Origin of the sequence: Poseidonibacter lekithochrous (assembly GCF_018861145.1) — a bacterium.
Lineage (GTDB): Bacteria > Campylobacterota > Campylobacteria > Campylobacterales > Arcobacteraceae > Poseidonibacter > Poseidonibacter lekithochrous_A.
On the sequence record NZ_JAHKQT010000017.1, the window covers coordinates 328102 to 354236 of the forward strand.

Consider the following 26135-nt stretch of genomic DNA (forward strand, 5'->3'; position numbering starts at 1 on the left):
TCCTTATGCCATCATCGCAGCAGCGATTTTTTTGTATTCAGGACCTTCTTCACCTAAAGTGATAGATGTTCCTTTTACACTAAATGGAGGTAGGTCAAGAGGTCTTGGTGGTGGTCCAAATACGTTTGTTGCATTTGCATTGAACTCCCCCCCATGACATGCACATTTCCACATATCTTTCTTCCATGCAGGAATACAACCTAAGTGAGTACATAATCCAATAGCAACAGTAAATCTGTCAGAACCGATTATTAAATCTCTAGGAGCTTCCCCCATTTCAGCAGTTTTCTTAAGTAAGAAAATTGGCTTCCCTCTCCATGAAACAGTTACTGGAGTTCCAGCTTTTAAACTTCCAAGTTCTACATCAGTAAAACCTCCAGCTAAAACGCTAGGAAGTGGATCCCAGGCTCTTTTCATACCAACAAGTGACGCAGCACCACCTACTGCAGCAACTGCAGCAAATGAATAACCAAGAAAATCTCGTCTATTAGTTTCTTTAGACATATTTGGCTTCCTTTTTTTTAAATTAAAATCCATTTATTATATTGTGTTTTCTCTTAAAATTAATTGACTTATGTCACGTTATGTTATGTTAATGCTACTATTTGGGAAATTTATACTCACATATTAAGATAATGTGTAATTGTAGTAATTATTAGAGAGGCTTATGACTCTCTAATAAATTTTACTATTTCAGATTCAATATTTTCTTTATTGATAATTGAATCATGATTTATTTTTGAGTTAAATAAATCTTTTATACTTTCAGGTAAATTTGCATTGTATTTTGATGAAATTTCATCTAAGGCTTCTTTATCTGAATATTTAATATCATCTTGATTTAATGAGTTTAGAACTGTTGGTGAAAATTTTGTCCATTCTGCAGTTGAATAGATTACAGTTTTTAAATCTTTTTGTCTTAACTCTTCATAGGCTTTTAAACATGTAGCTGTATGAGGATCCATTAAATATCCATCATCTAAAAAGTCTTTAATTACTTTTTGACCATATTCATCATCTGAGTTAACAGCTGAAAATTCTTCTTGAAGTTTTAATGTTTCCTCTTTTGTCATTGTAAAGATATTGTTTTTATTTAAATTTTCTAATAATTCTTTTGTTCTTTGTGCACCATAAAGTGAGTACATTACCCTTTCAATATTTGATGATTTTAAAATATCCATCGCTGGAGATTTTGTAAGTTTTAATTCTTTGCCCCTAATATCATAAATACCTGTATTAATCCATTGTGTTAAGATATTATTTTCATTTGATGCTACTAAGAATTTTTCAACAGGAACTCCCATTGCTTTTGCATAAAATCCACCTAATACATTCCCAAAGTTTCCAGAAGGTACAACTAAATAGATTTTTTCATCCATTTTGATTTCTTCTTGTTTTAGTAATTGAATATATGACCAGAAGTGATAAATTATTTGAAATATAATTCTTCCAAAGTTTACAGAGTTTGCAGCTGATAGTTTAATTCCATCTCTTTGTAACTCTTCTTTGAAACTTTTTGAAGCAAGAAGTTTTTTAAGGGCAGACTGTGCATCATCAAAGTTACCTTTTATTCCAATTACTTTTAAGTTATTTCCATCTTCGCAAACCATTTGTAATCTTTGAACATCTGATGTTCCACCTTCTGGGTAAAGACAAGCTACTTGAATATTCTCTTTATTTCTAAAAGTATTTAAAGCTGCTGGTCCTGTATCTCCAGATGTTGCTGCTAAAATTAAATAGTTTTCATTTCTTTTTTTTGCAATTGAAGAAAGAATTGAACCAAAAGGTTGCAATGCCATATCTTTAAAAGCCCGTGTTGGACCATGATATTGTTCATGTACAAATAAATCATCTTTTACTTTAATCACCGGGCAAGGATTTGATGCATCATCGAAGTTATCATAAAGATTAAGAGCTTTATTTATTTCTTCTTCATCTATATCAATTTGGAAAGCTTTTAAAATATCATATGCTAATTCTTTATAACTTTTGTCAATATGATTTTTTATGAAATCTTTTTCTAATTTTGGTAATTGTTTTGGTACATATAATCCACCAAAAGAAGCACTAGGATTTAGTATTGCTTCACTAAAGGCAACTTCTTTTGGCATAAGACCATCATTTCCTCTTGTTTCAATAAAGTTCATTGTTATCCTTGTTTTTTAATTTCTTTATATTTTAGTCATTTAATAGTTTATCTATATCAATCCCATTATTAGGATTATCTTTTCTTAAAAATTGTGTTCCAATACCATCACTTGTAAATAACTCTAGTAAAATTGAGTGTTCAACTCTTCCATCAATAATATGAGCTTTATTTACTCCATCATGTATTGCATCAATACAGGCATCAACTTTAGGAATCATACCTCCTGCAATTGTTCCATCTTTTTTATAACTATCAACATCTTGTTTATCTAAAGATGTAAGAAGTTTTCCTTCTTTATTTAAAACACCCACTGTATCCGTTAAAAATAAAACTTTTTGAGCTTTAACAGCAGCTGCTACTTTTGAAGCTGCAAAGTCTGCATTTATATTAAATCCTGGGTGATTTGGTTCTGCACTATCTGCAATTGGAGCAATTACTGGAATAAAACCTTCATTTAAAAGGTTATTAATAAGTTGTGCATTAACGTCAGTGATTTCACCTGTATAACCAAACTTTCCACCATCTTTTGGTTTAGCTTCAATTATTGCAGAATCTTTCCCTGAAATACCAATAGCTTTTGCACCATGATGATTTAATAAAGAAGTTAGGTTTTTATTTATTTCACCTGATAATACCATTTCTACTACTCTCATAGTTTCTTTTGAAGTAACTCTATGACCATCAATAAATTCAGATTTAATTTCAAGTTTTTCTAATAACTCAGAAATCCTTGCTCCTCCACCATGAACAATTATTGGTTTTATTCCAACAAGAGAAAGTAGAACAATATCTTGAGCAAATTTTTCTTGTAATTCTGGACTAGTTTGTGCTGAACCGCCATATTTAATTACAATAGTTTTTCCATTGAATTTTTTAATATAAGGAATTGCATCAAGTAAAATCTGTACTTTTTGATGTTTTTTCTGCATTTTATTTCCTGTAAATGTTATTTAATTTTGCGATTATATCTAAAATTGACTTAATGAGATAGAAAGAGTTAATATTTTAAATAGACTCTTTTTTATTTAATTCTTTTTTATATCTAACAGTTTTATTTCTTCCTGTCTTTTTAGCTTCGTATAGTGCAGTATCTGAATATTTTATACATTTTATTAAATCTTTATTATCTTGAGGAAATATTGAGGTTCCAATACTTATAGTTTTAGTAATTATTTCATCACCAGCTGGTATTTTTTGTTCTGAGAATGAGATTCTTATCTTTTCAGAAATCTCTAATAAACTTTCTTCTTTACAATTATATAAAAGAACAAGAAATTCCTCTCCTCCAAATCTTACAATAATATCCGAGTTTCGAGTATTTTCTCTTAATGTACTAGCAATTCTTTTTATTGCAATATCTCCAACATCATGGCCATAAGTATCATTAACCATTTTAAAGTGGTCAATATCTAACATTAAAACACCAAATGACAATGATGCTCTATTAGCTTGTTCTGTAATTTTAGGCATTTGATCTTCTAAATGTTTTCTATTATATAGTTTTGTAAGCGGATCAGTAATAGCATTTTCTTTTAATATTTGCATCAGTTTATAACTAATAATTACTGTTTTACTAGCTTCTACATAATCTTTTATAAAATTAATATTTTCTCTTAATGCTGGAATTTCAGAACTATTGTCTGTATATATTGAGATGATTAAATCTAAATCGTTTGAAATAGAATAGGGAAGACAAAGATAGTTTGAATCTTTTTTTCTACACGAAGGACAAATATTTTGAAATTGGCTTGAATCTACAATTTCATTGGTTTTATCTGCTCTGCAAATTGTATTTTCTAAATCACAAAAGTCTTCTTTATTTATATATACATAATTAAGATTTCCATTTTTTGTATTTGCTTCTATAATATTTATATCTGTTACATTTAAATTTGATTTAATTATATGTGCAAGTCTTATATATATATCTTCAAGTTTTTCATCATGTTCTATTGTTCTTCTAAATTTATATATTGCAGAAATTCTGTCAATAAGATTTTCTGCATTAATTAATGGATCTTTTGTTTTTGTTTCTTCTGCAGATAAAAAGATAGAAATTTTAGAATCTATATTATCTAAAGCAGTTTGAAGTTTTTCTAGTAGTATATTTATCCATAAAGACACATCTTGAGCTTCTTTATTTTTTGAAGGTTCAATTCTTTTTGAATAATCGCCATCTTGTGCTTTACCCATAACTTTTTTAATAGAGTCAAATAATATTAAAAATGGAGAAATTAAATAATTGATTAAAAAACCTATAATAATAATTAAAATTAATGCAATAATCGTGGTATTAGATATAGTTGTAATTCCTGTTTGTTTTACATCATCAATTGGGAAAATAATAGAAATAGCTCCTAAAGTATCTCCTTCTTTTGCATTTGTATGACAGTTCATACAATTAATTACACCAGTTGAAGTTGCTTTATATGGAATTGTAATTCTATAAGTACTATTTGAAAATAAAGATTCTTGTATATGTTTTTCTGCTATTCCTGTTTCTAAAACTCTTTTATCAATATCATCTTTAATTGTTTGATTACTTAATCCATTACCGTATAGTTCAATAACTTTTTGTTGTCTATTTAACCATATTTTATTTATATTTGGTAAATCTTCTAATTGTTTTAGAAATATTTCTCTTTTATTAATCACATCATTAAGCATTTGATTTGTGAGTGAATGTTCAATTGTTTTTGCAAGAACTAGAGCTTTATTATCAATATTTTTAATTCCATAATCTCTAAAATTATAGGTAAAATTCAGAATCATTAAAATAAACATGATAAATATCATAAAAGTAACAATAAAAATAATTTTATTATTTGTTTTAATAATGAGTCCTTTTTGCTTTAATAATAAAAGTATATCAAAAAATTTAATAATATATAAGGTTTTATATAGTGAATTATAATTTTTACTGTTGTATCATTCATTATGAAAAAATTTTTAGCACTTAAAGCCAGCGCTGGTTCTGGAAAAACATTTGCATTAACAGTAAGATATATTACATTATTACTTTTAAATGCAAAACCAAATGAGATACTAACACTTACATTTACAAATAAAGCTGCAAATGAAATGAGTGAAAGAATATATAAAACTCTTCTAACATTAGGAGATGATGAAGCATATTTAAATGCAATTATAAAGGAATCTGAATTAAGTAAAGAAGAAATATTAGGTAAGAAAAACTTTTTAATTAAATCTTTTACAAATGCAAATTTGACAATATATACTATTGATAAATTTATTAATAGTATATTACGAGAGTTTTGCGGATATATTGGAATATCAGATGATTTTGAAATTAAAGAAGATGATATAGAATCTCTTTCTATGAAATTTTTACAGTCACTTGATGCAAGACAGTTTGATTCTTTGATTGATTTTTCACTATATGAAAAAAAGAAGTTTAATTCGATTTTTGATTTATTTAAAAATTTATTAGAAAAAAATGAAAATATAGAAATAGTTAATATTGATTCAGAGTTAATAAATGTACAAAAAGAACAAGTTTTAAATAGTTCTTATAAAATAAAAGAAGCAATATTAAATTGTGAGCTTGCAAGTAATTCTGCAAAAAAAGCAGTAGATTTTGAGAACTTTGATGAGTTGTTTTCCAAAACATGGCTTACAAAAGAAAGTTTGAGTGAATATTCATATTTTAAAAAATGTTCAAATGAAATTCTAGAGTCATATTTTATAAAAGTTAAAGAAGAAGTTGCTTTATATTATAAGCTTCGTGCGGGATATAGTTTAAGTAAACTTTTTGAACTTTATTTAATGTTTAAAAACTTTAAACTATCATTTAATAAAAATAAAAACTATTTAGAATTTAATGATATTTCAAATTTAGTATATGAGTTATTATCAACAAAAATTGATAAAGAGTTTTTATATTTTAGATTAGACTCAAAATTCTCTCATATTTTAATGGATGAATTTCAAGATACTTCTCTTTTACAATATAAAATTTTAGAACCACTAATAAAAGAAGTTTTATCAGGAGATCAAACTAAATTTAAAACATTTTTCTATGTAGGAGATACAAAACAATCTATTTATAGATTCAGAGGTGGGAAAAGAGAACTTTTTGATTATGTAGCAAATACAAATGAAGCTTTAGAAGTTGAAGTATTAAATACAAATTATAGATCATGTGAAAATGTTATAAATTTTGTAAACTCATTATTTGTAAATTTACCTTCATACGAATATTATGATCAGCTCTCAATTAGAAAAGGTGGTTATGTTGAGGTTATTGAAGATAAAGAGTTAGTTGAAGAAGATAAGTTCTCTACAGTTGCTTCAAGAATTGCATCCTTAATAAAAGAAGGTGTTAACTCAAACGATATAGCCATATTAACATATACAAACTCTGATGTATTAAATATTTATAACTATTTAAAAGATAAGTTCCCAAGTTTGAAAATTTCTACAGAGATGACATCAAAACTAATTAATCAAGAAAATGTAAAAGCAGTTATAAATGCAATAAAGTATATATATTTTAGAGAAGATATTTATAAAGAGAATTTAAATGCTTTAGTGGGGAATAAAGTACTAACAAATCTTGCTATAAATTTTGAAGTTGGTAAAAAGTCTGTTCAAGAATTAATAAAAGAAGTAGCAACTAGTTTAAAGATTATTGATGAAAATGTTGTTAAATTTATTGAGTGTAGTACTATATATAATAATATTGTTGATTTTGTTTATGAAATAGATAAACTTGATGCAGTTATGGAAAATAGTGAATCTTCAGGTTTGCAAATACTTACAATCTTTAAATCTAAAGGTTTAGAGTTTAATACAGTAATTTTATTAGATAGAATAAAAAGAAAGAACAGTGATAAAAGTTCATTACTATTTGAATATGATAGTGTGGAATTAAAAAATATATTTTATAAAATAAAAGGGTATGAAAACTACAATAAACAGTACTCAAATGCAATTGCAAAAGAAAAAGCTTTAAGTTTAGAAGATGAAATAAATATTTTATATGTAGCATTAACTCGTGCTAAAAATAATATGATTATCTTTAAAAAAGAGAAATCTTCGGTTTTTGATATTTTAAGTATGAAGACTTTAAAACTTGGTCAAGTTATACAAAGTACAAATACTTCAATAAATTATGAGAAAAAAGAAAAAGTTGAATATATTCCTATGGATTTAGGATTACAAGAAAAACAAATTACAAAAGAAAAAGATTTAGATGATAATAGATTACATTCTAAATATTTTGGAATCGCAACGCATTTTTGTTTAGAGATGATGAATGATTTTACTTCAAGTGATTTAGACTATTGTTTAAATCTTGCAAGAACTAGATATTCAAACTACTTAAATGAGAGTGATTTTATAAATATAAAAAATAGAATTAGAATACTTTTAGAAAATAAACTATTTAATGAATTAGTAAGTGATGCAAAGTTTATAAGTGAGCAAGCTTTAGTTTACAATGGTGAGATTAAAATTATAGATTTACTTTTATATAAAGAAAATAAGTATTATATTTTTGATTATAAAACAACTAAGGAAAAATCTCAGGAACATATTACTCAAGTTGAATATTATAAAAAAGCTATAAAAGAGATAGTTAAGAGTGAAGATGTCTTTTCTTATTTAGTATATTTAAAAGAGAATGAAGTTTTAATTGATGAGGTTTAAAAATAGTATCTACGCATAAAAAAAGGGATGAGTAAAAACTCATCCCTTTTTTTATTATTAAGTGATTACTCAGAACACTTAAAGAGATACTTAATCTCTTTAGTGGTCTTCCTCTGCCATCATAACAGATCCTGCGATATATACATATGTTAAGATCATAAAAATGAATGCTTGTAATACTCCAAAAGCTGTTAACATAAAGAAACCAGCTAAAGGTATAAACCAAGGTACTAACATTAAAAGTACCATTAAGAACATTTCATCACCTCTAATAGATCCAAAAAGTCTAAAAGACAATGAAACTATTCTTGAAAAATGTGAAATAAGTTCAATAGGAAACATTAATGGTGCTAATATAGGCATTGGTCCCATAAAATGTTTAAAATAGTTAACAAAACCATTTTCTTTAATACCAACATAGTTATAGTAAATAAATACAATAATTGCTAGTGATAAAGTTAAGTTAATATTTGCAGTTGCAGATTCAAAACCTGGGAAAATCCCTGTCATATTTGCAACAAAAATAACTAATCCTAATGTACCAATTAATGGTAAAAATCTTCTTGCATTAGCTTCACCCATTGTATCCGCACCCATTGCAATTACTCCGCTAATGTATGCTTCCATTACGTTTTGTGAACCGCTTGGTACTAACTGTAGTCTTTTTGTAGCTGCTCTTGCTATTAAAAATACTATTCCAATTGTTAGGACTAAGTGTGATAACAGAATCCAGTCTTGGCCGTGACCACCAATTGATCCCAAGAATGTAAATAGTCTTCCTTCCATTTTCTTCCTTTTTTGTTTGTTTCTCAATACTAAATTATTGATGTATTATAGGATTTGTTTTCTAAAAAACAAATAAAGATTTTATATTAAATTTAGATTTGCTTAAATCTATAACCACTTTGTTTCAAATTTTCACGTATGAGTTTTTGATGTTCTTCACCTTTAGTTTCAACTGAAACTGTAACATGAGCCTCGCCAAACTCAAGCTTAACAGAGTTTCTATCATAATCAATTTGAACTATATTTGCATCACTTTTTTGTAATACATTAGTTAAATTCTTTAAGGCACCTGTTTTATCCATTAGTGTTACGATAAGATTCATTTTACGTGCAGATTTTACTAGACCTTTTTCAATAATCAAAGATAACATAGTTACGTCAATATTTCCACCACTTACTATTGAGCAAGTATTTGTCCCTTCAACATCTATTTTGTTATGCATAATGGCAGCTGTAGAAACTGCTCCTGCACCTTCAACTACTAATTTATGATTTTCTAATAAAAATAAAATTGCGTTTGCTATTTCATTATCAGTTACTTCAACAATATCATCTACATACTCTAATATAATATCAAGTAATTTTGGTGTTACATCACGAACTGCAATTCCATCTGCGATAGTTTTAACTGAAACAGAATCAATTGGCATATGTGATTCAAAAGATTCTTTCATCCCTTTTGCTCCACTTGCAACTACACCAATTATTCTAATATCTGGATTTATTATTTTGGCTGCAATAGCAATTCCAGAAATTAAACCACCTCCACCAATTGGTACTACAATTTGTTCCATATCTTTGATTTCATCGAAAATCTCTAAAGCAATAGTTCCTTGTCCTGCTATTACTTTATCATCAGCAAAGGGATGAATAAATTCTTTATTATTTTCTTCTGCAAATTTCGTAGCTTTTTCATATGCTTCATCAAAATTTGCTCCAGTTAATACTACATTTGCACCATATGAACGTACTCCAGATACTTTTGTAAGGGGAGTGGCTTCTGGCATATATATAGTAGCTTCACAGTTAAATTGTTCTGCTGAATAGGCTAAACCTTGTGCATGATTACCTGCACTTGCTGCAACTACACCTTTTTCTCTTGTCTCTTTAGATAATTGTGCAAGTTTATTGTAAGCACCTCTTAATTTAAAACTTCCTGTTAGTTGTAAATTCTCTTTTTTTAAATAAATATTTGCATTAAGCTTCTTACTTAAAATTGGAGCTAGGGCAAGAGGTGTATTTATAGTTATGCTATCTAAACTTTTTCTTGCTTCTTTTATATCATTTAATGTTATCATTTTTTTTTCTTTCATATTTGTTATTTGGAATAGTATCTAAAAATAGTTTTTAGTCTAATGAAAACTATTTTTAGATAGAGCCCTAGGCTCTATCCTTCTTCTTTACGAATTTTCTTTACTGCTTTTACCATGTTTTTTAAACTAGGTATTACTTCTTCCCATTTTCTTGTTTTTAGTCCACAATCTGGGTTAATCCATAATTGTTTTTTAGGTAAAACTTCTAAAAGGAGTCTAATTTGTTTTTCAATCTCTTCAACACTTGGAATTCTAGGGCTATGAATATCATAAACACCTGGGCCAACCTCTTGTTTATATCCAACTTTTGCAAATATTTTAAGTAGTTTATTCCCACTTCTTGCTGTTTCTATTGAAATTACATCTGCATCCATATTTTCGATTGTTTTTATAATATCATTAAAATCACTATAACACATATGTGTATGAATTTGTGTTTTAGCATCAGCACTTGCTACTGATAATTTAAAACTTTCAAGGGCCCATTTTTCATAAATAACTCTTTTATCATCTCTTAAAGGATAACCTTCTTTAAATGCAGCTTCATCTACTTGAATAATTTTAATGCCATTTTTTTGTAAGTCATCTATTTCATCACTTATTGCTAATGCAATTTGTAATGCAACTTCACTTTTTTCTTTATCATCCCTAACAAAAGACCAGTTTAAAATTGTAACAGGTCCTGTTAACATTCCTTTAACAACTTTAGAAGTTTTACTTTGAGCATATTTTAACCATTCAACTGTCATAGCTTTTGGTCTAGAAATATCTCCATAAATAAAAGGTGGTTTTACACATCTACTTCCATAACTTTGAACCCATCCATTTTGGCTGAAGCCATAACCTTTTAATTGCTCTCCAAAATATTCAACCATATCATTTCTTTCAGGTTCACCATGAACTAAAATATCTAAGCCTATTTCTTCTTGAATTTCAATTGAATAATCAATATATTCTTTCATTTTATTTTCATAAGAGTCTTTGTCTATTAAGTTGTTTTTGTATTCTCGTCTTGCTTTTCTAATCTCTGGTGTTTGTGGAAAAGAACCAATTGTAGTTGTAGTAAGTTCAGGATATTGTAAAATATCTTTTTGAATTTTTATTCTTTCTTCAAAGCTTTCATTTCTAGAAAACTTATTGTTTTCTTTTATTCTGTTTTGAGTAGATAAATCATGAATTTTATTTGAATGTTTTCTATTTTCATGTATCTCTTTATTTTTTTTGATTGCATTATTATCAGCATCATTTAAACTCTGATTGAAAAAGATTTTACTTAAAATACTAACTTCTTCTAATTTTTCATTTGCAAAACTTAACCATGATTTTATTTCTAAATCTAACTTTTCTTCATATTTTAGAGAATAAGGTACATGTAACAATGAACAAGATGTAGAAATAACAATATTGTCCTTTTTTATAAAGTTAGAAATATTATTTAATACTTGAAGTGTTTTTTCAAAATTATTTTTCCAAATATTTCGTCCATTTACGACTCCTGCAAATAACTTTTTATTGGATTTCTCAATAATTTCTAAACTTTTAAGATTCTCAATTCCTGATACAAAATCTAATCCAATCCCATAAATTGGAGTATGAACTAAAACTTTTGTAGCTTCGTTTGAGTGGTCAAAGTATGTTGTTACGATAATTCTTATATTTGATGAAATTTGAGAAAAGTCATCGTAAGTAGTTTTTAATAAGCTTAAAAGTTCTGCACTTTTATCTGTTGCAAAGATTGGTTCATCAATTTGCACAAAAACTTCATCATCATAAGTTGATATTTCTTTTAGTAATTCTTCGTATAAAGGTTTGATTTTATTAAGTAATTCAATAGAATCTTTACCATCAACTCTTTTTGCTAAACTTAAATATGTAAGTGGTCCAATTAAATTAATCTTAGTTTTTATTCCTAGTTGTTTTGCTTCTTGGTATTCTTTTTTGATTTTTAAACTATTCAGTTTATATTCATCTTCTATTGAAAGTTCTGGAACTATATAGTGATAATTTGTATTAAACCATTTAGTCATTTCCATTGCTACAGCATTTTTATTTCCTCTAGCCATTGCAAAATAAAGTTCTTCATTTTCTAAGTCTTTAAATCTTTTTGGTATTGCTCCTAAAAGAATTGAAGTATCTAAAACATTATCATAATATGAGAAATCATTAATACTAATTAAATCTATTCCACTGTTTTTTTGATAGTTCCAGTGTCTTTGTTTTAATTCTGTTGCTTTTTCTTCAAGCTGTTTAAAATCTATTTCTTTATTCCAAAAAAGCTCTAATGCTTTTTTTAACTCTCTTTGTTCACCAATTCGTGGGTATCCTACTACTGTATTTCTTATCATTATTTTATCCTTGAAATTTATATGTAATTTGTATTTATTGAAATGATAATGATAAAGGTGGATGTATTCCAGTTCGTCTAAATGCGAAACAAGTTTTGTAAAAAGGACATCTTGGAATAAATTTGAAATGTAGAATTGCTAGTTTAGTTTTTAGTTTAAAGAAACAATCACAATGACAAGGTTTAATACTATTTACGCAAAATGTATTTATTAATAAGAGCTCTTCTTCAATAGGAGGATCTTCTTCCTCATTTGAATAATTTGAAAAATTAAAAGAGATTTTTTTAGACAATACTTCATTGTCATGCAATTTTTTTGCAGTAGCATGCATTGTAATTGACATTAATGAAAAATATTTTTTACCAAAACCTTTTAGGGATTTCATCTATAAACCTTTATTAAAAAAAAGAATATATTTGATATATGCTTAATATAAAATAAAAAGGATTATGTTAAACTACGAAAAATAAAAGGATATATGCATTTTATATGTATAGGAGTTAATTTGAAATTTACATTTGTGACACTTTTCCCTAATTTAATTGAACCATATTTTCAAGATTCAATTTTAAAAAGAGCTGTTGATTCTGGTTTTATTAACTATGAGTTTTATAATCCAAGAGATTTTACAGATAACAAACATCAAAAAGTTGATAAACAAATGATAAGTGGAGGAGCAGGAATGCTTATGACTTGTCAACCATTATTTGACTGCTTAGATAAAGTTAAAGAAGAAAATGAAGATGTTTATATTATTTTTCCTTTAGCTGCTGCAAAACCATTTAGACAAAATGATGCAAAGCGATTATCAAAGAAAAAAAACATAGTTTTTGTAAGTGGAAGATATGAAGGAATTGATGAAAGAGTTATCGAAAAATATGCAAATGAGGTTTTTTCTGTTGGAGAATTCGTTTTAACAGGTGGAGAATTACCATCTTTAACAATGTCTGACGCAATTTCTAGAAATGTTGAAGGAGTTCTTGGGAATGCCCAATCCTTGGATGTTGAGAGTTACGAAAACCAACTTTTAGAAGCTCCATCTTTTGCTAAACCTGAAGTTTTCCAAAAATTAAGTGTAGTTAAAGAATTTTTAAAGGGAAATCATAGTAAAATTTCCGACTTAAAAAACCAGATGTCAATTTGTAAGACAAAATATTATAGACCTAACAAGGAAAAACAATGAAAAACAGATATATTGCTAGTTTCGAAACTGCACAAACAGAGTCAAAAGAGATCCCATTATTTAGAGCTGGAGATACAGTAAGACTTGGTATTGAGATTAAAGAAGGTGAAAAAAAGAGAGTTCAAACTTACGAAGGTATCGTAATTGCAAGACACGGTGAAGGTGTTTCTGCTACATTTAATGTAAGAAAAATTGGAGCTAACTCTGTTGGTGTTGAAAGAATTTTCCCATTATACTCTGATTCAATCAAATCATTTGAAGTATTAAGAAGAGGTAGAGTAAGAAGAGCTAAATTACATTACTTAAGAGGATTAAGAGGAAAAGCTGCAAGAATTAAAGAACTTAAAAGATAGTAAAACTTTAGAGTTTAGGCTCTATTGTTGATTAATATGTCAAAAATATTAATTCACACTACTTCTTTAATAGAAGCACAACCTATAGTTGATTTCTTTAATTTAGAGAAATTAACTAATCCAATTAAAAATACAATTTATTCTAATGATGATTTAATACTTATAGTTTCTGGTGTAAGTAAAGAACAGATATTAGACTCTTTAAATTATATTTTTAAAAACTTCGAAATATCTAAAGCCTTTGATTTAAGTATTGCTTCTTGTAGTGATGGATCAATTGCTTTAGGAACACTTTTTTGTACTAACCGATTTATCAATGGACTTAATTTTGCAAATGTTACTACTGTAGAAAAGCCATTAGAAACAGATAAAGATTTAGAAACATTACTTGTTGATAAACAAGCAGAATTTTTTAGACAAACATGCAAAGAGAATATTCAAGATTTTTATATATTAAAAATAGTTTCTGATTATTTTGATGAAACAGCTCCAAGCGAAAAGAAAATCTTCCAACTTATAAATGATTCAATATTAAAGTGGAAAAACTTAATTAAATAAGGGTATTTCATGCTTCATGATATTGTAAACTTTGTCGTAGATACAGTAGGTAGCTTAGGCTATATTGGTATTTTTATTATGATGTTTCTTGAGAGCTCATTTTTCCCATTTCCTTCTGAAGTTGTAATGGTTCCAGCTGGTTATTTAGCATATAAAGGCGAAATGAATATATATTATGCAATTTTTTCAGGAATTGCAGGATCACTTACTGGTGCACTTTTCAATTACTTTTTAGCTGTAAAATTTGGAAGAACTTTTTTAGTTAAATATGGAAAATATTTTTTTATAAAAGAAGAAACTATTACGAAAATGGAAGAGTTTTTTAAATCTCATGGGCATATTTCTACTTTTTCAGGACGATTAATTCCTGCTGTTCGCCAATATATTTCATTTCCAGCAGGACTTGCTAGAATGAATTTATTAACTTTTTCAATATATACTACTTTAGGTGCTGCTATTTGGGTAGTTATCCTTACTCTATTAGGATATTATTTAGGCGATAATGAAGCTTTAATTAAAGAGTATTTACGATATATAATTGTAGTTATTTTAATTTGTTTAGCAATTATCGGATTTTGGTATTATAAAAAAATCAAAAAGACTCAAAAGATTTAAAATCAAAACTCAAAAACTAGCATATAAATATGCCTTAATCGCTATTTTCTTTTGGTCTACTGTTGCTACTGCTTTTAAAGTTGCACTTGAATATCTTAAACCTTTTGAGTTAGTATTTTATGCATCAATTACTTCTACACTAATTTTACTAATAATAATTCTTTATCAAAATAAAACAAACGAAGTTATATTACATGTAAAAAAGAATTTTAAAACAGTTCTAATCTTGGGAAGTATTAATCCTTTTTTATATTATCTAGTACTATTTAAAGCTTATGATATTTTACCAGCGCAAGAAGCACAGGCTATAAATTATACTTGGGCATTGATGCTTGCTTTTCTATCTGTGATATTTTTAAAACAGAAATTAACACTTTCAGATATAGTAGCTGGAATAATTTGTTACTTTGGAGTTTTAATTATCTCAACAAAAGGTGAGCCTTTTTCTTTAAATTTTTCTAATATGGATGGAGTTGTTTTAGCACTTCTTTCTACTGTTTTATGGTCTATGTATTGGATTTTTAATACTAAAGCAAAAGTAGATCCTGTGGTTGGTTTATTTTCAAACTTCTTAATTGCTGTTCCTATTTTAATTACTTATTTCATTTTTACACAAGATTTAACAGTCCCTAGTATATCTGGTTTAGGAGCTGCAATTTATGTTGGTTTTTTTGAGATGGGTTTTACTTTTCTTTTTTGGTTAAAAGCAATGCAAAGTGCAGAGTCTACATCTAAAATTGCAAATCTTATTTTTATTTCTCCTTTTGTTTCCTTAATATTTATTTACTTTATATTAGACGAACAAATTTATATCTCTACAGTAGTTGGATTAACTACTATTATTGTTGGATTAATAATCCAACAAGCTAAATTTTCTAAATAAATAAATTTTTTATAAATTTTCTAAAATTTTATAGTTAAATAGCATTAAAATAGCATTTTTACTATATTTATTAAATTGGTTGTTTTTTAAACATTTTATGTCTAAAAATTAAGTTTTATTTAAGTTTAACTTTGAAATAATGACTAAAGAAAAAAAGGTAGTACTAAAAGTAGTACCTTTAAATTATTATAAAAAAGTTATTAAAATGGCAAAACAAAAAAACAAAAGATCGGTTATCCAAAAAGTTATAAACAATCATTTAAAGAGTAATAAAAGGGAAGTCTCTCAACTTACTGTTAAGATTGATAAAAGATTAGATACTGCACTTTTAGTTTTAAGTACATCGTTAAATATTTCTAAAAATAAACTAATTGAAGATATTTTATTTGAAAGTGGTATATTAGATGAAGTAGATGAAAATTTTATTGGAGATGAAAATGCATAATTTTCCTTCACAAGATGAAGTTGTTGATTCTGTCTTAAGGGGAATCACAACTGCAAAGTCAAACTATAGTTTTTGGACTGCTGATGATATTTACCTTTCATACGCACCTCAGAAGTTTTTGACTATTCATGTCTCTCAGGAAATTGCAAAACTTCAAAATCCACCAGAAATTTTTATTGATGCAACTATTTCAGATATCCTTAGATGTTCTCTTCCTAAAAGAGATGCATTTAAGTGGTTTATGTCTGAGAATAATATTGCTCAAGATGTAATTTGTTTAACTTTAGATGAGAGATTTGAGCATAAAAGTGATAATGATTCTATTTCTAAAGTGATAATGAGTATAAGAAATGGTGTTAGAAATGCGCAAGCTGAATATAAAGATGATATTGACTTAATGTGTAAATTACTTCAAAGAGAAGATTCATCTGAATCTACACTTGATTATGGAGTTTTTGCTTTTTATTTAGATATTTCAAATACTGCAAGAAAGAAAAGTGAAAAAAGGTTAGAAGAAATTATTGAAGCATTTGATAGAATAGTTGCTTCATATAAGAATTTAAAATCAAACTTTAAAGGAGGCGATATTAACAAGATAGAAAATATCGGTGAATGGTGTGTTGGTTGTTATATTATTGAACCAACAGTTTAAATAATATAAAAAAAGATTTAATTCAAACTAAGGAGAAAAAAATGAATTTTAAAAAATTAACAGGTGCGTTAGCACTAAGTGCTGTAGTTGCTAGTTCTCTAGTTGCTGCTGATACAGTAAAAATAGGTGTTCAAGCACCAATTACAGGTAAATATGCAAATGAAGGTCAAAGTATTGAAAACTTTGTAAAACTTATTGTTGATGAAAAGAATGCTGCTGGTGGACTTTTAGGTAAACAAATTGAAGTTGTTACTTGTGATGATGAAGCTAAAGCTCAAAAAGCTGCAGTTTGTGCTAAGAAATTAGTAAATGAAGGTGTATTTGCTGTAATTGGTTCATATACATCAGGAGCAACAGAAGCTGCTCAAACTACATACTACAGAAACAAAGTTTTACAAACTTCTGATGGAACTAGTGATTCTTTAATTGCAAAAAAATACTGGACATTCTTTAGAAACTCATTTCCAAATTCATCACAAAGTGATTTTACAGCTGATTACTTTGTAAATGTAAAAAAATATAAAAGAATCGTTGTTTTATCTGATTATTCTTCTTATTCTGCAGGACTTGGTGATTCAACAGAAGCATCAACAAAAGCAATTGGTGGAAATGTAATTTTTAGAGGAAAGGTTAAAGCAGGAACTCAAAACTTTACAGCAGTTTTAACAAAAATTAAAGCTATGAATCCAGATGTAATTTACTATTCTGGTTACTACACTGATGGTGGACTTATTCGTGCACAACAAGCACAATTAGAAATTGATGCCGACTTTGTTGGTGGAGATTCAAATGATAACCCTGACTTCGTTAAATTAGCAGGTAAATCAGCTGAAGGAACAGTTTTAATTAACTTCCCAACTCCAGAAATTTTACCATACCCAGAAGCTAAAAAATATTTAGCAGCATATAAAGCAAGATTTAAAATGGATCCTCCATCAATCTGGCCTGTTACAAATGCTGATGGATTAAGAGCAGTTATTGAGGGTGTTGAACAAACTAAATCTTTTGATACTAAAAAAATCTCTGATTATATTAGATCTACTATGAAAGATTTTCCAGGAATTACAGGTCCATTTAACATTAGAGAAGATGGTGAAAGAGTTGGTGCTAAATTTGTTGTATATAATATGAAAAATGATGGTACTAAAGAAGTAGTAAAATAGTTAAGGGATAAAAAATGGATACTTTTCTTCAACAGTTAATAAATGGTTTAACAGTAGGAAGTTTGTATGCATTAGTAGCCTTAGGTTATACAATGGTTTACGGTGTGATGAAGTTAATCAACTTCGCACACGGTGACCTTGTTGCCTTTTCTGCTTATGTAGGACTTACACTTTTTACACAATTTTACGGTTCAAATGCATTATCTTTAGTAAATATTGTAATAGTATTTTCATTAACAGCAATAGTTGTAGCTTTTGTAGGTGTTCTTCTTGAGCGTCTTGCATACAGACCTTTAAGAACGGCACCAAGGTTAAGTGCTGTTGTTTCTGCACTTGGAGCTTCACTAGTTATTCAAAATGGTATTATGTTAATTTGGGGACCAAATATGGAAATTTTCCCAGCTGATGTATTTCCTGCAACGTCATGGAATTTTGGTGGAGTGATTATTTCATTTACACAATTAGTAATATTAGCCCTATCAGCTGTTTTAATGGTTTCATTATATATTTTTATTAATAAAACAAAAATGGGTACAGCTATTCGTGCAACAGCAATTGATCAAGATGCCGCAAAACTTATGGGTATTAATGTAAATAGAATTATTATGATTATATTTATAGTAGGTTCAATGTTAGGTGCAATTGGTGGTTTATTTATTGGTATGTATTACAGAGGTCTTACATTTGATATGGGATGGCTTTATGGATTAAATGCTTTTATAGCAGCAATTATTGGTGGTATTGGTTCAATTCCTGGAGCAATGCTAGGTGGACTTTTACTTGGATTATTCAATGCAATGATTTCAGGTTATATTTCAACAGAATGGGCAGAAACATTTACATTTATTTTATTAATCGTAATTTTAATTGTAAAACCAACTGGACTTCTTGGTGAAAAAACAGCGGAGAAAGTATAATGAATAAAACTACAATTATCGCTACGCTTTTTTTATGCGTAATGGCAGTTTTCCCATTTATTGTTGATTCTGCTTGGTTGAGTATTGGTATTACATTTTTAGTATTTGCAGTTGTTGCTTTTTCTCAAGATATTATTTTAGGACGTGCAGGTATTTTTAATATGGGTCACGCGATATTCTTTGGATTAGGGGCTTATACTACAGCTATTTTAAATGTACATTTTGGAATGGAGATTATTTATACACTTCCATTTGCAATCATTATTCCAGTTATAATTTCAATTTTATTAGCTGGTCCGATTATCCACTTAAGAGGGGATTATTTACTGGTTGCTACTATTGGATTTAATATTATCTTTGAACAAGTTTTATCAAATGATGTATTTGGTTTAACAGGTGGTCCAAATGGTATTTTTGGAATTGATGTAGTTAGGATTTTTGGATACGAACTATTTTCAGATACTTCAATATATTATTTAGCATTTGGTTTATTAGTTATTACACTTTTAATTATTAGAAACTTAGATACTTCAGCTTATGGAAGAGCTTTATATTATATTCATAAAGATGAAATAGCTGCAAAATCTATGGGAATTAATGTTTCATATTATAAATTATTTGCTTTTGCATTAGGAGCTGGGATTGCAGGAGCTGCGGGTGCAGTTTTTGCTATTCAGTATTCAGCAGTTAGTCCAGAGTCATTTAACTTTATGCAATCTGTTATGTTCTTTGCAATTGTACTTGTAGGTGGATCTGCATCTTTACCTGGAATTATTATTGGAACATTTGTAATGTTTGTATTACCTGAGTTATTTACAGAGTTTAAAGAATCAAGATATCTAATCTTTGGTGCGGCAATGGTATTAACAATGATTTTAAGACCAAATGGTGTTTGGCCAGCGAAGTTTGGAAATATTCCAAAGTTTCTTAAAGAAAAAGCTTTAAAAGCTGCAAAAGCATCAAAAGCTGGGGAGGATAAATAATGGAATATGTATTAGAAATTGAAAATGTTTCAAAGTTTTTCCATGGTTTAGTTGCTATTGATGATTTAACTATAAAAGTTAAACCTGGCCAAATTTATGGAATTATTGGTCCAAATGGAGCTGGTAAAACTACACTTTTTAACTGTGTTACAGGTATTTATACTCCTGAAGAAGGAACTATAAAATATAAAGGTGAAAATATTACTGGAATGAGTCCAAATAAAATTGCTCAAAGAGGAGTTTTAAGAACTTTCCAAAATATTAGACTTTTTAAAGAAATGAGTGTTGCTGAAAATATAATAGCAGGAACACATACTAAGTCAACACAAAAATGGTACCACTCAATTGTTCATACTTCAGCTTATAGAGCTGATGAGAAAAAACATTGGAAAAAAGTTGAAGAACTTATGGAATTCTTTGGTTTGACAAAATATGCATCAACTCCAGCTGGAGATTTATCATATGGAAATCAAAGAAAAATTGAGATGGCAAGAGCTTTAGCTGCAGATCCTGAGATTTTAATCTTAGATGAACCAGCAGCAGGGTTAAATGAAAATGAAACAATAGAGCTAACAAATATCATTTTAAGAATTAAAGAGATGGGTCTTGGAATTATGATGATTGAACATGATATGGAAATGGTTATGAAATTAACTGATTATATCACTGTAATTAACTTTGGTAAAGAGATTTCACAAGGTGAACCTTCTTTTGTACAAAGTGATCCAAGAGTTATTGAAGCTTATATTGGAACAGATGATGATGAGGAGGATGAGTAATGATTAATAATGAAATATTACTAGATATAAAAGATCTTCATGTATCTTATGGAGCAATTGAAGCTATTAAAGGCATCTCTTTACAAGTTAAACGTGGTGAAGTCGTTACAATTTTAGGTGCTAATGGTGCTGGGAAAACTACAACATTACAAACTATTTCTGGACTAATAAAAGCTAAATCTGGAAATATTGTTTTTGATAAAAATGATATAACAAAATGTGAAGCACATGATATCGTATCTTTAGGAATGTCTCATTCTCCAGAAGGGAGAAGAGTTTTCGGAATTTTAACAGTTGAAGAAAACTTAATGATGGGTGCTTATACTCTTAAAGATCACGATAAAGAAACTTTAGAATGGATTTATGACATTCTTCCAAGATTAAAAGAGCGACGAAAGCAACTTGCAGGAACACTTTCAGGTGGGGAGCAGCAAATGTTAGCAATTGGTAGAGCAATTATGTCTAAGCCTAAGCTATTGATTTTAGATGAACCATCACTTGGACTTGCTCCAATTTTGATTAAGGGTATTTTTAAGGCGGTAAAAGAAATTGCTCAAACTGGAGTAACAGTTTTATTAGTTGAGCAAAATGCAAAAGCTGCTTTAAAATTAGCAGATAGAGCGTATGTACTTGAAGTTGGGAAAATTACACATGAAGGAACTGCAGAAGAATTATTAAATTCTGAAACAATTCAAGAAGCGTATTTAGGAAAAAAACATTAAGTATATATAGTGTTTGAGTATTTAAAGTAGTAAGAGGGAGATACTTGGCGGTTACTCCCCTCTTGAGCACATTTAAAAGCGTGCGCTCTAAAACTACTTAAAATTGATTTAAAAAACAATAAATTTTAAGGATAAAAGATGAGAAATGAAGAAGAATTAATAAATTCATCAATAAAACTAGCAGAAAAATGGCAAAATAGAGCAACACAACTTGTTAGTGATTTTGATAGAGAATTTTATGTTAAGATGAATAAAATGCTAGACCACCCAAAAGATAAAGCATTATTAATTGAACTTATGGACCAATGTTTTAGATGTGAATCAAATGCAAGAATTGCAGATCAAATTATATTTCTATTACAAAAACATGGAATGGCACACTTCTTTACTACAAAAGATAAAACACTATTATGGTTATTTGAAAACTTTGGTAAATACTTACCTAATTTATCAGTTCCAATGTTTGTAAATCAAATTAGAGAAGATACAAAAACAGTAGTTATTAAAGGTGAGGATGAGCCTTTTAATAAACACTTAAAATTACGAAAATCTGAAGGAACTAGAGTAAATCTTAACTTAATTGGTGAAGTTGTTTTAGGGGAAGAAGAAGCACAAGAGAGAATAGACAAATATTTAAAAGCTTTAACTAATCCTAATATTGATTATCTTTCAGTGAAAATTTCTACAATTTTTTCTCAAATTTCTGCGCTTGATTTCGACCATACTGTTGAAGTATTAGTTGAAAAATTAAGTAAAATTTATGCTCAAGCTGTTAAATATCCTTATATTGCAGAAGATGGTACAAAATCAAATAAATTTATTAACCTTGATATGGAAGAGTATAGAGATTTAGATATCACAGTAGAAGTATTTAAAAAGACTTTAGAAAAACCAGAATTTAAAGATTTCTATGCAGGTATTGTACTTCAAGCTTATTTACCAGATTCATTTAATGTTCAAAAAGATTTATGTGCTTGGGCTAAAAAAAGAGTTGAGAATGGTGGCGCTCCTATTAAGTTTAGACTTGTTAAGGGTGCAAATATGGAGATGGAAGAAACAGAAGCATCTCAAAAACATTGGGAAATGGTTACTTACACAAAGAAATCAGATACAGATTCAAACTATAAACGAATGGCAAGATATGCACTTCAAAAAGAAAATGCACCATATATGCATATAGGAACAGCTTCTCATAACTTATTTGAATTATCATATGCGACTCAATTAGCTCAAGATAATGATGTTTCAAAATATCATACATTAGAGATGTTAGAAGGTATGAGTGAAGCTGCAAGATTAGCTATTAAAGAGATTTCAAAAGAAGTGATTTTATATGCTCCAACTGCAGCAAAAGAACAGTTTACAAATGCAATTGCTTATTTAGTAAGACGACTTGATGAAAATACAGGTCCTAATAACTTCATTAGATATTCATTTGGATTAACAGTTGGTTCAAAAGATTGGAAAATGCAAGAAAATCTTTTTAGAGAATCATTTATAGCTGAGAAGACTTCTTTTGTAGGTGCAAAAAGAACACAAGATAGATTAAATGAAAAATGGGATGATTTCTCGAACTCATCTTATGATACAAATTCTTACCATGCAGAAGCTGATACAGATTTTGTATTACCAAAAAATCATGAATGGGCTAGAAATATTGTAAAGAAATGGAAACATTCAAGTGATACTGTTCATACTATTGCTCCTGTTGTTGTAGGTGGTAAAGATTTAATTGGGGAACGTAAAATTTATGATGCAATTGATAAATCTCAACTTGAAGATAATGTTCTAGCAGGTAGATTTGCCTTAGCTAATGAAGAAGATATTAAAAAAGCTGTTGAAGTAGCAAGGGAAGATAAAGATGGATGGAGAAATTTATCTCATGAAAAAAGACATGAATTCTTAAAAGCTGCCGCAATTAAATTTAGAGAAAGACGTGATGATTTAATTGGTGTTGCAGGCGCTGAAGTTGGAAAAGTATTTACAGAAACTGACGTAGAAGTTTCTGAAGCAATTGATTTTATAGAATTTTATGCACATGCAGTAAGACATTTTGATAATTATGAGAATTTAGAAGTAAATGGAAAAGGTGTAGGTGTTGTTGTTCCTCCTTGGAATTTCCCTATTGCTATTCCAGTTGGTGGTGTATCTTCAGCTTTAGCTGCTGGAAATACAGTGATTATTAAGCCAGCTTCAGTTGCTGCACTATGTGCTTATGAAATGTGTAAATGTTTCTGGGATGCTGGAATTTCAAAGAATACTTTACAATTTCTTCCTTGCCCTGGAACTCTTGCAGGTGAGCATTTAATTCCAAATAAAGATATTGACTTCTTAATCTTAACTGGTGGTGAAGATACAGCTAAAACAATGTTAGAAACTAGAAATGATTTATTCTTATCAGCTGAAACTGGTGGAAAAGATGCAACTATTGTTACTAATATGGCAGATAGAGAGCAAGCTGTTAAAAATGTATGTCAAAGTGCCTTTGGAAACTCAGGTCAAAAATGTTCTGCTACTTCATTATTAGTTTTAGAAGAGGAAGTTTATAATGATGCAGGATTTAAAAAAGCTTTAATTGATACAGCCTCTTCTATGAATGTAGGCTCTATTTGGGATTTTAAGAATAGAATTGGGACACTAGCAAATAAAGTTAGTGGTAATTTAGAAAAAGCAATAAATAAGCTTGAAGGCAATGAAACTTGGGCTTTAGAACCAGCTTATGAAAATGACAATCCTTATATGTTAAAACCATCAATTAAATGGGGAGTTGAAGAAGGTAACTTTATTCATATGAATGAATTATTTGGACCTGTATTAGCAGTTATTAAAGCAAATAATTTAGAACATGCAGTAAAAATTGTAAATGATACTGGATATGGATTAACTTCTGGAATTGAATCTTTAGATGAAAGAGAAGTGTCTTATTGGAAAGAAAATTTAAAAGCTGGTAACCTTTATGTTAATAGAGGAACAACTGGAGCTATAGTTTTAAGACAACCTTTTGGTGGAATGGGAAAATCAGCAATAGGTGCTGGAAGAAAAGCAGGTTTTTATAATTACATTACTCAATTCGTAGATATTAAAGAAACTAATTCTCCAAAAGTTTCTAAAAAACATAATACTGAGTTAACTCAATTTATTAGAAAATGTAAAGATACTCAAAATAATAAAGAAGATTTTGAAAAACTAGAATTAGCTTTACAATCATATTATGAAAACTTTGAAAATGAATTTTCAAAAGAAAAAGATTATTCAAAAGTTAGAGGTGAAGATAACCACTTTAAATATATTCCTTTAGAAAATGTATTAATTAGAGTATCAAGTGATGATACTATATTTGAAGCAGTTTCAAGAATATTAGCAGCTAGAGTATCTGGAGTTCATTTTAAAGTTTCCATAGAAAACAATGAATTAGTTAATTCTTTCTTAGAAAATGCAAAAGAGTTATTTACAAGTAGAGATAGCTTAATCTCTCAAACAAATGAAGAGATGGTAAAAACACTTAATAAATATGATAGAGTTATTTATTCTAATGTATCTAAGGTACCAGATATGGTATTTAAAGAAGCTGTTAACTCTTTAACATTTATAGTTAGACAAGAACCAATGATGGAAGGAAGATTAGAACTTCTTAATTACTTCATTGAACAGTCAATCTCACACTCATACCATAGATATGGAAATATTGGAGCTAGAGGAATTAATAAATAAGAGAGTTTTCTCTCTTATTTATTTAAATCTTGCCATTTATATAGGCTACAAACTTTATATCTATAAGCTTTATTATACAAAACTTACAAAATAAATAAAATCATTTAGGATAACATCATGGAATTATGGATTATAGTATTCATAGGTTTAATTATTTTTATCATTGCATGGTATGTACATGATAAATACGTACAAAGAACACATCAAATTTTAGTAAACTATCCAATAATTGGAAGGTTAAGATTTGTTTTTCAAGAGTTTAGAGAGCCATTTAGACAATATTTTGGTGATGAAAAATTTTATGAATCAATGGATAAATTGGATTGGGTATATAATGCTGCTAGAGATAAAGTAAATTTCGCATCATTCTCACCTTCTCAACCTTTAGAAAAGCCAAAGTTCATGCTAAGACATACAAATATAGTTCTGAATGATAATGAAGTAGAAAATGACTTTTCTGTAGTTTTTGGTGAAAAAAGAGAAAAACCTTTTACAAGTGGATCTATAATGGCAAGAGCTCCAATGAGTGATGGTTCAATTTCTCCTGAAGGAACGCGGGCTTTTGTATATGGTTCTAAATTAGGAAACTTCCCTATAAACTCAGGTGAGGGTGGACTAACATCAAACTTTTTTGTTACTCATAATAATTATGATACAAAATATATTACTGAAGTTAGAGGAAATAGTTTTGCATATAAAATATTCAAACTTTCAAAAGTATTATTTAATGTACCCGTAGCTGTAGATTTTTATAGAAAAATTGTATTTAAGAAAGATCCTCTAGCGGATACATATGTTTTTGATAAAGAAAAAGAGTGTTTTTTTAGACCAAATTGGGATGCACCTCTTGAAAATTTCCCAAAAGAAGTACCTTCTGATATGCCAGATATAATTTTGCAAATTAGTTC

At 28.3% G+C, this 26135-nt stretch carries 23 protein-coding genes; 15 read left to right on the top strand and 8 right to left on the bottom strand.

The features are described from left to right. Positions 1 to 3: 3 nt before the first annotated feature. The 4 genes from KO488_RS07550 to KO488_RS07565 form a co-directional block, all read right to left on the bottom strand. Positions 4 to 504, bottom strand: a complete 501-nt coding sequence (locus KO488_RS07550) for a Rieske 2Fe-2S domain-containing protein (RefSeq protein WP_216058180.1) — start codon at positions 502 to 504, stop codon at positions 4 to 6. A 161-nt stretch (positions 505 to 665) separates the two neighbouring features. Beyond that, on the bottom strand, positions 666 to 2147 hold the full coding sequence (gene thrC, locus KO488_RS07555; protein WP_216058181.1) for a threonine synthase: 1482 nt from the start codon (positions 2145 to 2147) through the stop codon (positions 666 to 668). Positions 2148 to 2178: 31 nt separating this feature from the next. Continuing rightward, positions 2179 to 3078 carry an acetylglutamate kinase gene (argB, locus tag KO488_RS07560; protein WP_216058182.1) on the bottom strand — a complete coding sequence of 300 codons (900 nt, stop codon included), beginning with the start codon at positions 3076 to 3078 and terminating at the stop codon, positions 2179 to 2181. A 76-nt stretch (positions 3079 to 3154) separates the two neighbouring features. After that, positions 3155 to 4921, bottom strand: coding sequence for a GGDEF domain-containing protein (locus KO488_RS07565; protein WP_216058183.1), 1767 nt, complete (start codon positions 4919 to 4921; stop codon positions 3155 to 3157). A gap of 165 nt (positions 4922 to 5086) precedes the next feature. Here KO488_RS07565 and KO488_RS07570 point away from each other — a divergent pair, with 165 nt between their 5' ends. Beyond that, entirely contained in the window at positions 5087 to 7819 is a 2733-nt protein-coding gene (locus tag KO488_RS07570; protein ID WP_216058184.1) for a RecB-like helicase, read from the top strand. Positions 7820 to 7918: 99 nt separating this feature from the next. Here the strand turns inward: KO488_RS07570 and KO488_RS07575 are convergent, their stop codons facing one another. From KO488_RS07575 to KO488_RS07590, 4 genes are all read right to left on the bottom strand, one after another. After that, positions 7919 to 8605 carry a F0F1 ATP synthase subunit A gene (locus KO488_RS07575; RefSeq protein WP_216058185.1) on the bottom strand — a complete coding sequence of 229 codons (687 nt, stop codon included), beginning with the start codon at positions 8603 to 8605 and terminating at the stop codon, positions 7919 to 7921. Between the two features lie 92 nt (positions 8606 to 8697). Beyond that, the gene (ilvA, locus tag KO488_RS07580) at positions 8698 to 9903 is read right to left on the bottom strand and encodes a threonine ammonia-lyase (RefSeq protein WP_216058186.1); all 1206 of its coding nucleotides are present in this window, start codon (positions 9901 to 9903) and stop codon (positions 8698 to 8700) included. 89 nt (positions 9904 to 9992) lie between these two features. Then, the gene (gene metE / locus KO488_RS07585; RefSeq protein WP_216058187.1) at positions 9993 to 12263 is read right to left on the bottom strand and encodes a 5-methyltetrahydropteroyltriglutamate--homocysteine S-methyltransferase; all 2271 of its coding nucleotides are present in this window, start codon (positions 12261 to 12263) and stop codon (positions 9993 to 9995) included. A gap of 34 nt (positions 12264 to 12297) precedes the next feature. Then, on the bottom strand, positions 12298 to 12648 hold the full coding sequence (locus KO488_RS07590; RefSeq protein ID WP_216058188.1) for a hypothetical protein: 351 nt from the start codon (positions 12646 to 12648) through the stop codon (positions 12298 to 12300). Between the two features lie 120 nt (positions 12649 to 12768). Here KO488_RS07590 and trmD point away from each other — a divergent pair, with 120 nt between their 5' ends. The 14 genes from trmD to KO488_RS07660 all read left to right on the top strand — a co-directional run. After that, positions 12769 to 13446, top strand: coding sequence for a tRNA (guanosine(37)-N1)-methyltransferase TrmD (gene trmD / locus KO488_RS07595; protein WP_216058189.1), 678 nt, complete (start codon positions 12769 to 12771; stop codon positions 13444 to 13446). Then, the gene (gene rplS / locus KO488_RS07600; RefSeq protein WP_216058190.1) at positions 13443 to 13799 is read left to right on the top strand and encodes a 50S ribosomal protein L19; all 357 of its coding nucleotides are present in this window, start codon (positions 13443 to 13445) and stop codon (positions 13797 to 13799) included. The genes trmD and rplS overlap by 4 nt, the downstream gene beginning before the upstream one ends. A gap of 36 nt (positions 13800 to 13835) precedes the next feature. Then, entirely contained in the window at positions 13836 to 14357 is a 522-nt protein-coding gene (locus KO488_RS07605) for a hypothetical protein (protein WP_216058191.1), read from the top strand. 9 nt (positions 14358 to 14366) lie between these two features. After that, the gene (locus KO488_RS07610) at positions 14367 to 14972 is read left to right on the top strand and encodes a DedA family protein (protein WP_216058192.1); all 606 of its coding nucleotides are present in this window, start codon (positions 14367 to 14369) and stop codon (positions 14970 to 14972) included. Between the two features lies 1 nt (position 14973). After that, on the top strand, positions 14974 to 15855 hold the full coding sequence (locus KO488_RS15390; RefSeq protein ID WP_216058214.1) for a DMT family transporter: 882 nt from the start codon (positions 14974 to 14976) through the stop codon (positions 15853 to 15855). A 205-nt stretch (positions 15856 to 16060) separates the two neighbouring features. Next, entirely contained in the window at positions 16061 to 16300 is a 240-nt protein-coding gene (locus KO488_RS07620; protein WP_216058193.1) for a hypothetical protein, read from the top strand. Further along, complete coding sequence (locus tag KO488_RS07625) at positions 16293 to 16952, top strand: hypothetical protein (RefSeq protein ID WP_216058194.1); 660 nt, start codon at positions 16293 to 16295, stop codon at positions 16950 to 16952. The genes KO488_RS07620 and KO488_RS07625 overlap by 8 nt, the downstream gene beginning before the upstream one ends. Before the next feature lie 41 nt (positions 16953 to 16993). After that, on the top strand, positions 16994 to 18115 hold the full coding sequence (locus tag KO488_RS07630) for a branched-chain amino acid ABC transporter substrate-binding protein (RefSeq protein WP_216058195.1): 1122 nt from the start codon (positions 16994 to 16996) through the stop codon (positions 18113 to 18115). Positions 18116 to 18129: 14 nt separating this feature from the next. Continuing rightward, positions 18130 to 19032 (top strand): branched-chain amino acid ABC transporter permease, encoded by a 903-nt coding sequence (locus KO488_RS07635; protein WP_216058196.1) that lies wholly within the window; start codon positions 18130 to 18132, stop codon positions 19030 to 19032. Continuing rightward, positions 19032 to 20015: a branched-chain amino acid ABC transporter permease gene (locus tag KO488_RS07640; RefSeq protein WP_216058197.1), complete on the top strand. Its 984-nt coding sequence runs from the start codon at positions 19032 to 19034 to the stop codon at positions 20013 to 20015. The genes KO488_RS07635 and KO488_RS07640 overlap by 1 nt, the downstream gene beginning before the upstream one ends. After that, a complete protein-coding gene (locus KO488_RS07645; RefSeq protein ID WP_216058198.1) occupies positions 20015 to 20794 on the top strand; it encodes an ABC transporter ATP-binding protein in 780 nt (259 codons plus the stop codon). The genes KO488_RS07640 and KO488_RS07645 overlap by 1 nt, the downstream gene beginning before the upstream one ends. Then, positions 20794 to 21516 (top strand): ABC transporter ATP-binding protein, encoded by a 723-nt coding sequence (locus KO488_RS07650; protein ID WP_216058199.1) that lies wholly within the window; start codon positions 20794 to 20796, stop codon positions 21514 to 21516. The genes KO488_RS07645 and KO488_RS07650 overlap by 1 nt, the downstream gene beginning before the upstream one ends. A 138-nt stretch (positions 21517 to 21654) precedes the next feature. Beyond that, positions 21655 to 25227: a proline dehydrogenase family protein gene (locus KO488_RS07655; protein WP_216058200.1), complete on the top strand. Its 3573-nt coding sequence runs from the start codon at positions 21655 to 21657 to the stop codon at positions 25225 to 25227. Positions 25228 to 25344: 117 nt separating this feature from the next. Then, a partial coding sequence (locus tag KO488_RS07660) for a glutamate synthase-related protein (RefSeq protein ID WP_323134180.1) occupies positions 25345 to 26135 on the top strand: 791 nt, incomplete at its 3' end.

Coding starts and splice junctions, on each gene's coding strand:
- KO488_RS07550 (WP_216058180.1), bottom strand. CDS start 504: ATGTCTAAAGAAACTAATAGACGAGATTTTCTTGGTTATTCATTTGCT.
- thrC (WP_216058181.1), bottom strand. CDS start 2,147: ATGAACTTTATTGAAACAAGAGGAAATGATGGTCTTATGCCAAAAGAA.
- argB (WP_216058182.1), bottom strand. CDS start 3,078: ATGCAGAAAAAACATCAAAAAGTACAGATTTTACTTGATGCAATTCCT.
- KO488_RS07565 (WP_216058183.1), bottom strand. CDS start 4,921: ATGATTCTGAATTTTACCTATAATTTTAGAGATTATGGAATTAAAAAT.
- KO488_RS07570 (WP_216058184.1), top strand. CDS start 5,087: ATGAAAAAATTTTTAGCACTTAAAGCCAGCGCTGGTTCTGGAAAAACA.
- KO488_RS07575 (WP_216058185.1), bottom strand. CDS start 8,605: ATGGAAGGAAGACTATTTACATTCTTGGGATCAATTGGTGGTCACGGC.
- ilvA (WP_216058186.1), bottom strand. CDS start 9,903: ATGATAACATTAAATGATATAAAAGAAGCAAGAAAAAGTTTAGATAGC.
- metE (WP_216058187.1), bottom strand. CDS start 12,263: ATGATAAGAAATACAGTAGTAGGATACCCACGAATTGGTGAACAAAGA.
- KO488_RS07590 (WP_216058188.1), bottom strand. CDS start 12,648: ATGAAATCCCTAAAAGGTTTTGGTAAAAAATATTTTTCATTAATGTCA.
- rplS (WP_216058190.1), top strand. CDS start 13,443: ATGAAAAACAGATATATTGCTAGTTTCGAAACTGCACAAACAGAGTCA.
- KO488_RS07605 (WP_216058191.1), top strand. CDS start 13,836: ATGTCAAAAATATTAATTCACACTACTTCTTTAATAGAAGCACAACCT.
- KO488_RS07610 (WP_216058192.1), top strand. CDS start 14,367: ATGCTTCATGATATTGTAAACTTTGTCGTAGATACAGTAGGTAGCTTA.
- KO488_RS07620 (WP_216058193.1), top strand. CDS start 16,061: ATGGCAAAACAAAAAAACAAAAGATCGGTTATCCAAAAAGTTATAAAC.
- KO488_RS07625 (WP_216058194.1), top strand. CDS start 16,293: ATGCATAATTTTCCTTCACAAGATGAAGTTGTTGATTCTGTCTTAAGG.
- KO488_RS07630 (WP_216058195.1), top strand. CDS start 16,994: ATGAATTTTAAAAAATTAACAGGTGCGTTAGCACTAAGTGCTGTAGTT.
- KO488_RS07635 (WP_216058196.1), top strand. CDS start 18,130: ATGGATACTTTTCTTCAACAGTTAATAAATGGTTTAACAGTAGGAAGT.
- KO488_RS07640 (WP_216058197.1), top strand. CDS start 19,032: ATGAATAAAACTACAATTATCGCTACGCTTTTTTTATGCGTAATGGCA.
- KO488_RS07645 (WP_216058198.1), top strand. CDS start 20,015: ATGGAATATGTATTAGAAATTGAAAATGTTTCAAAGTTTTTCCATGGT.
- KO488_RS07650 (WP_216058199.1), top strand. CDS start 20,794: ATGATTAATAATGAAATATTACTAGATATAAAAGATCTTCATGTATCT.
- KO488_RS07655 (WP_216058200.1), top strand. CDS start 21,655: ATGAGAAATGAAGAAGAATTAATAAATTCATCAATAAAACTAGCAGAA.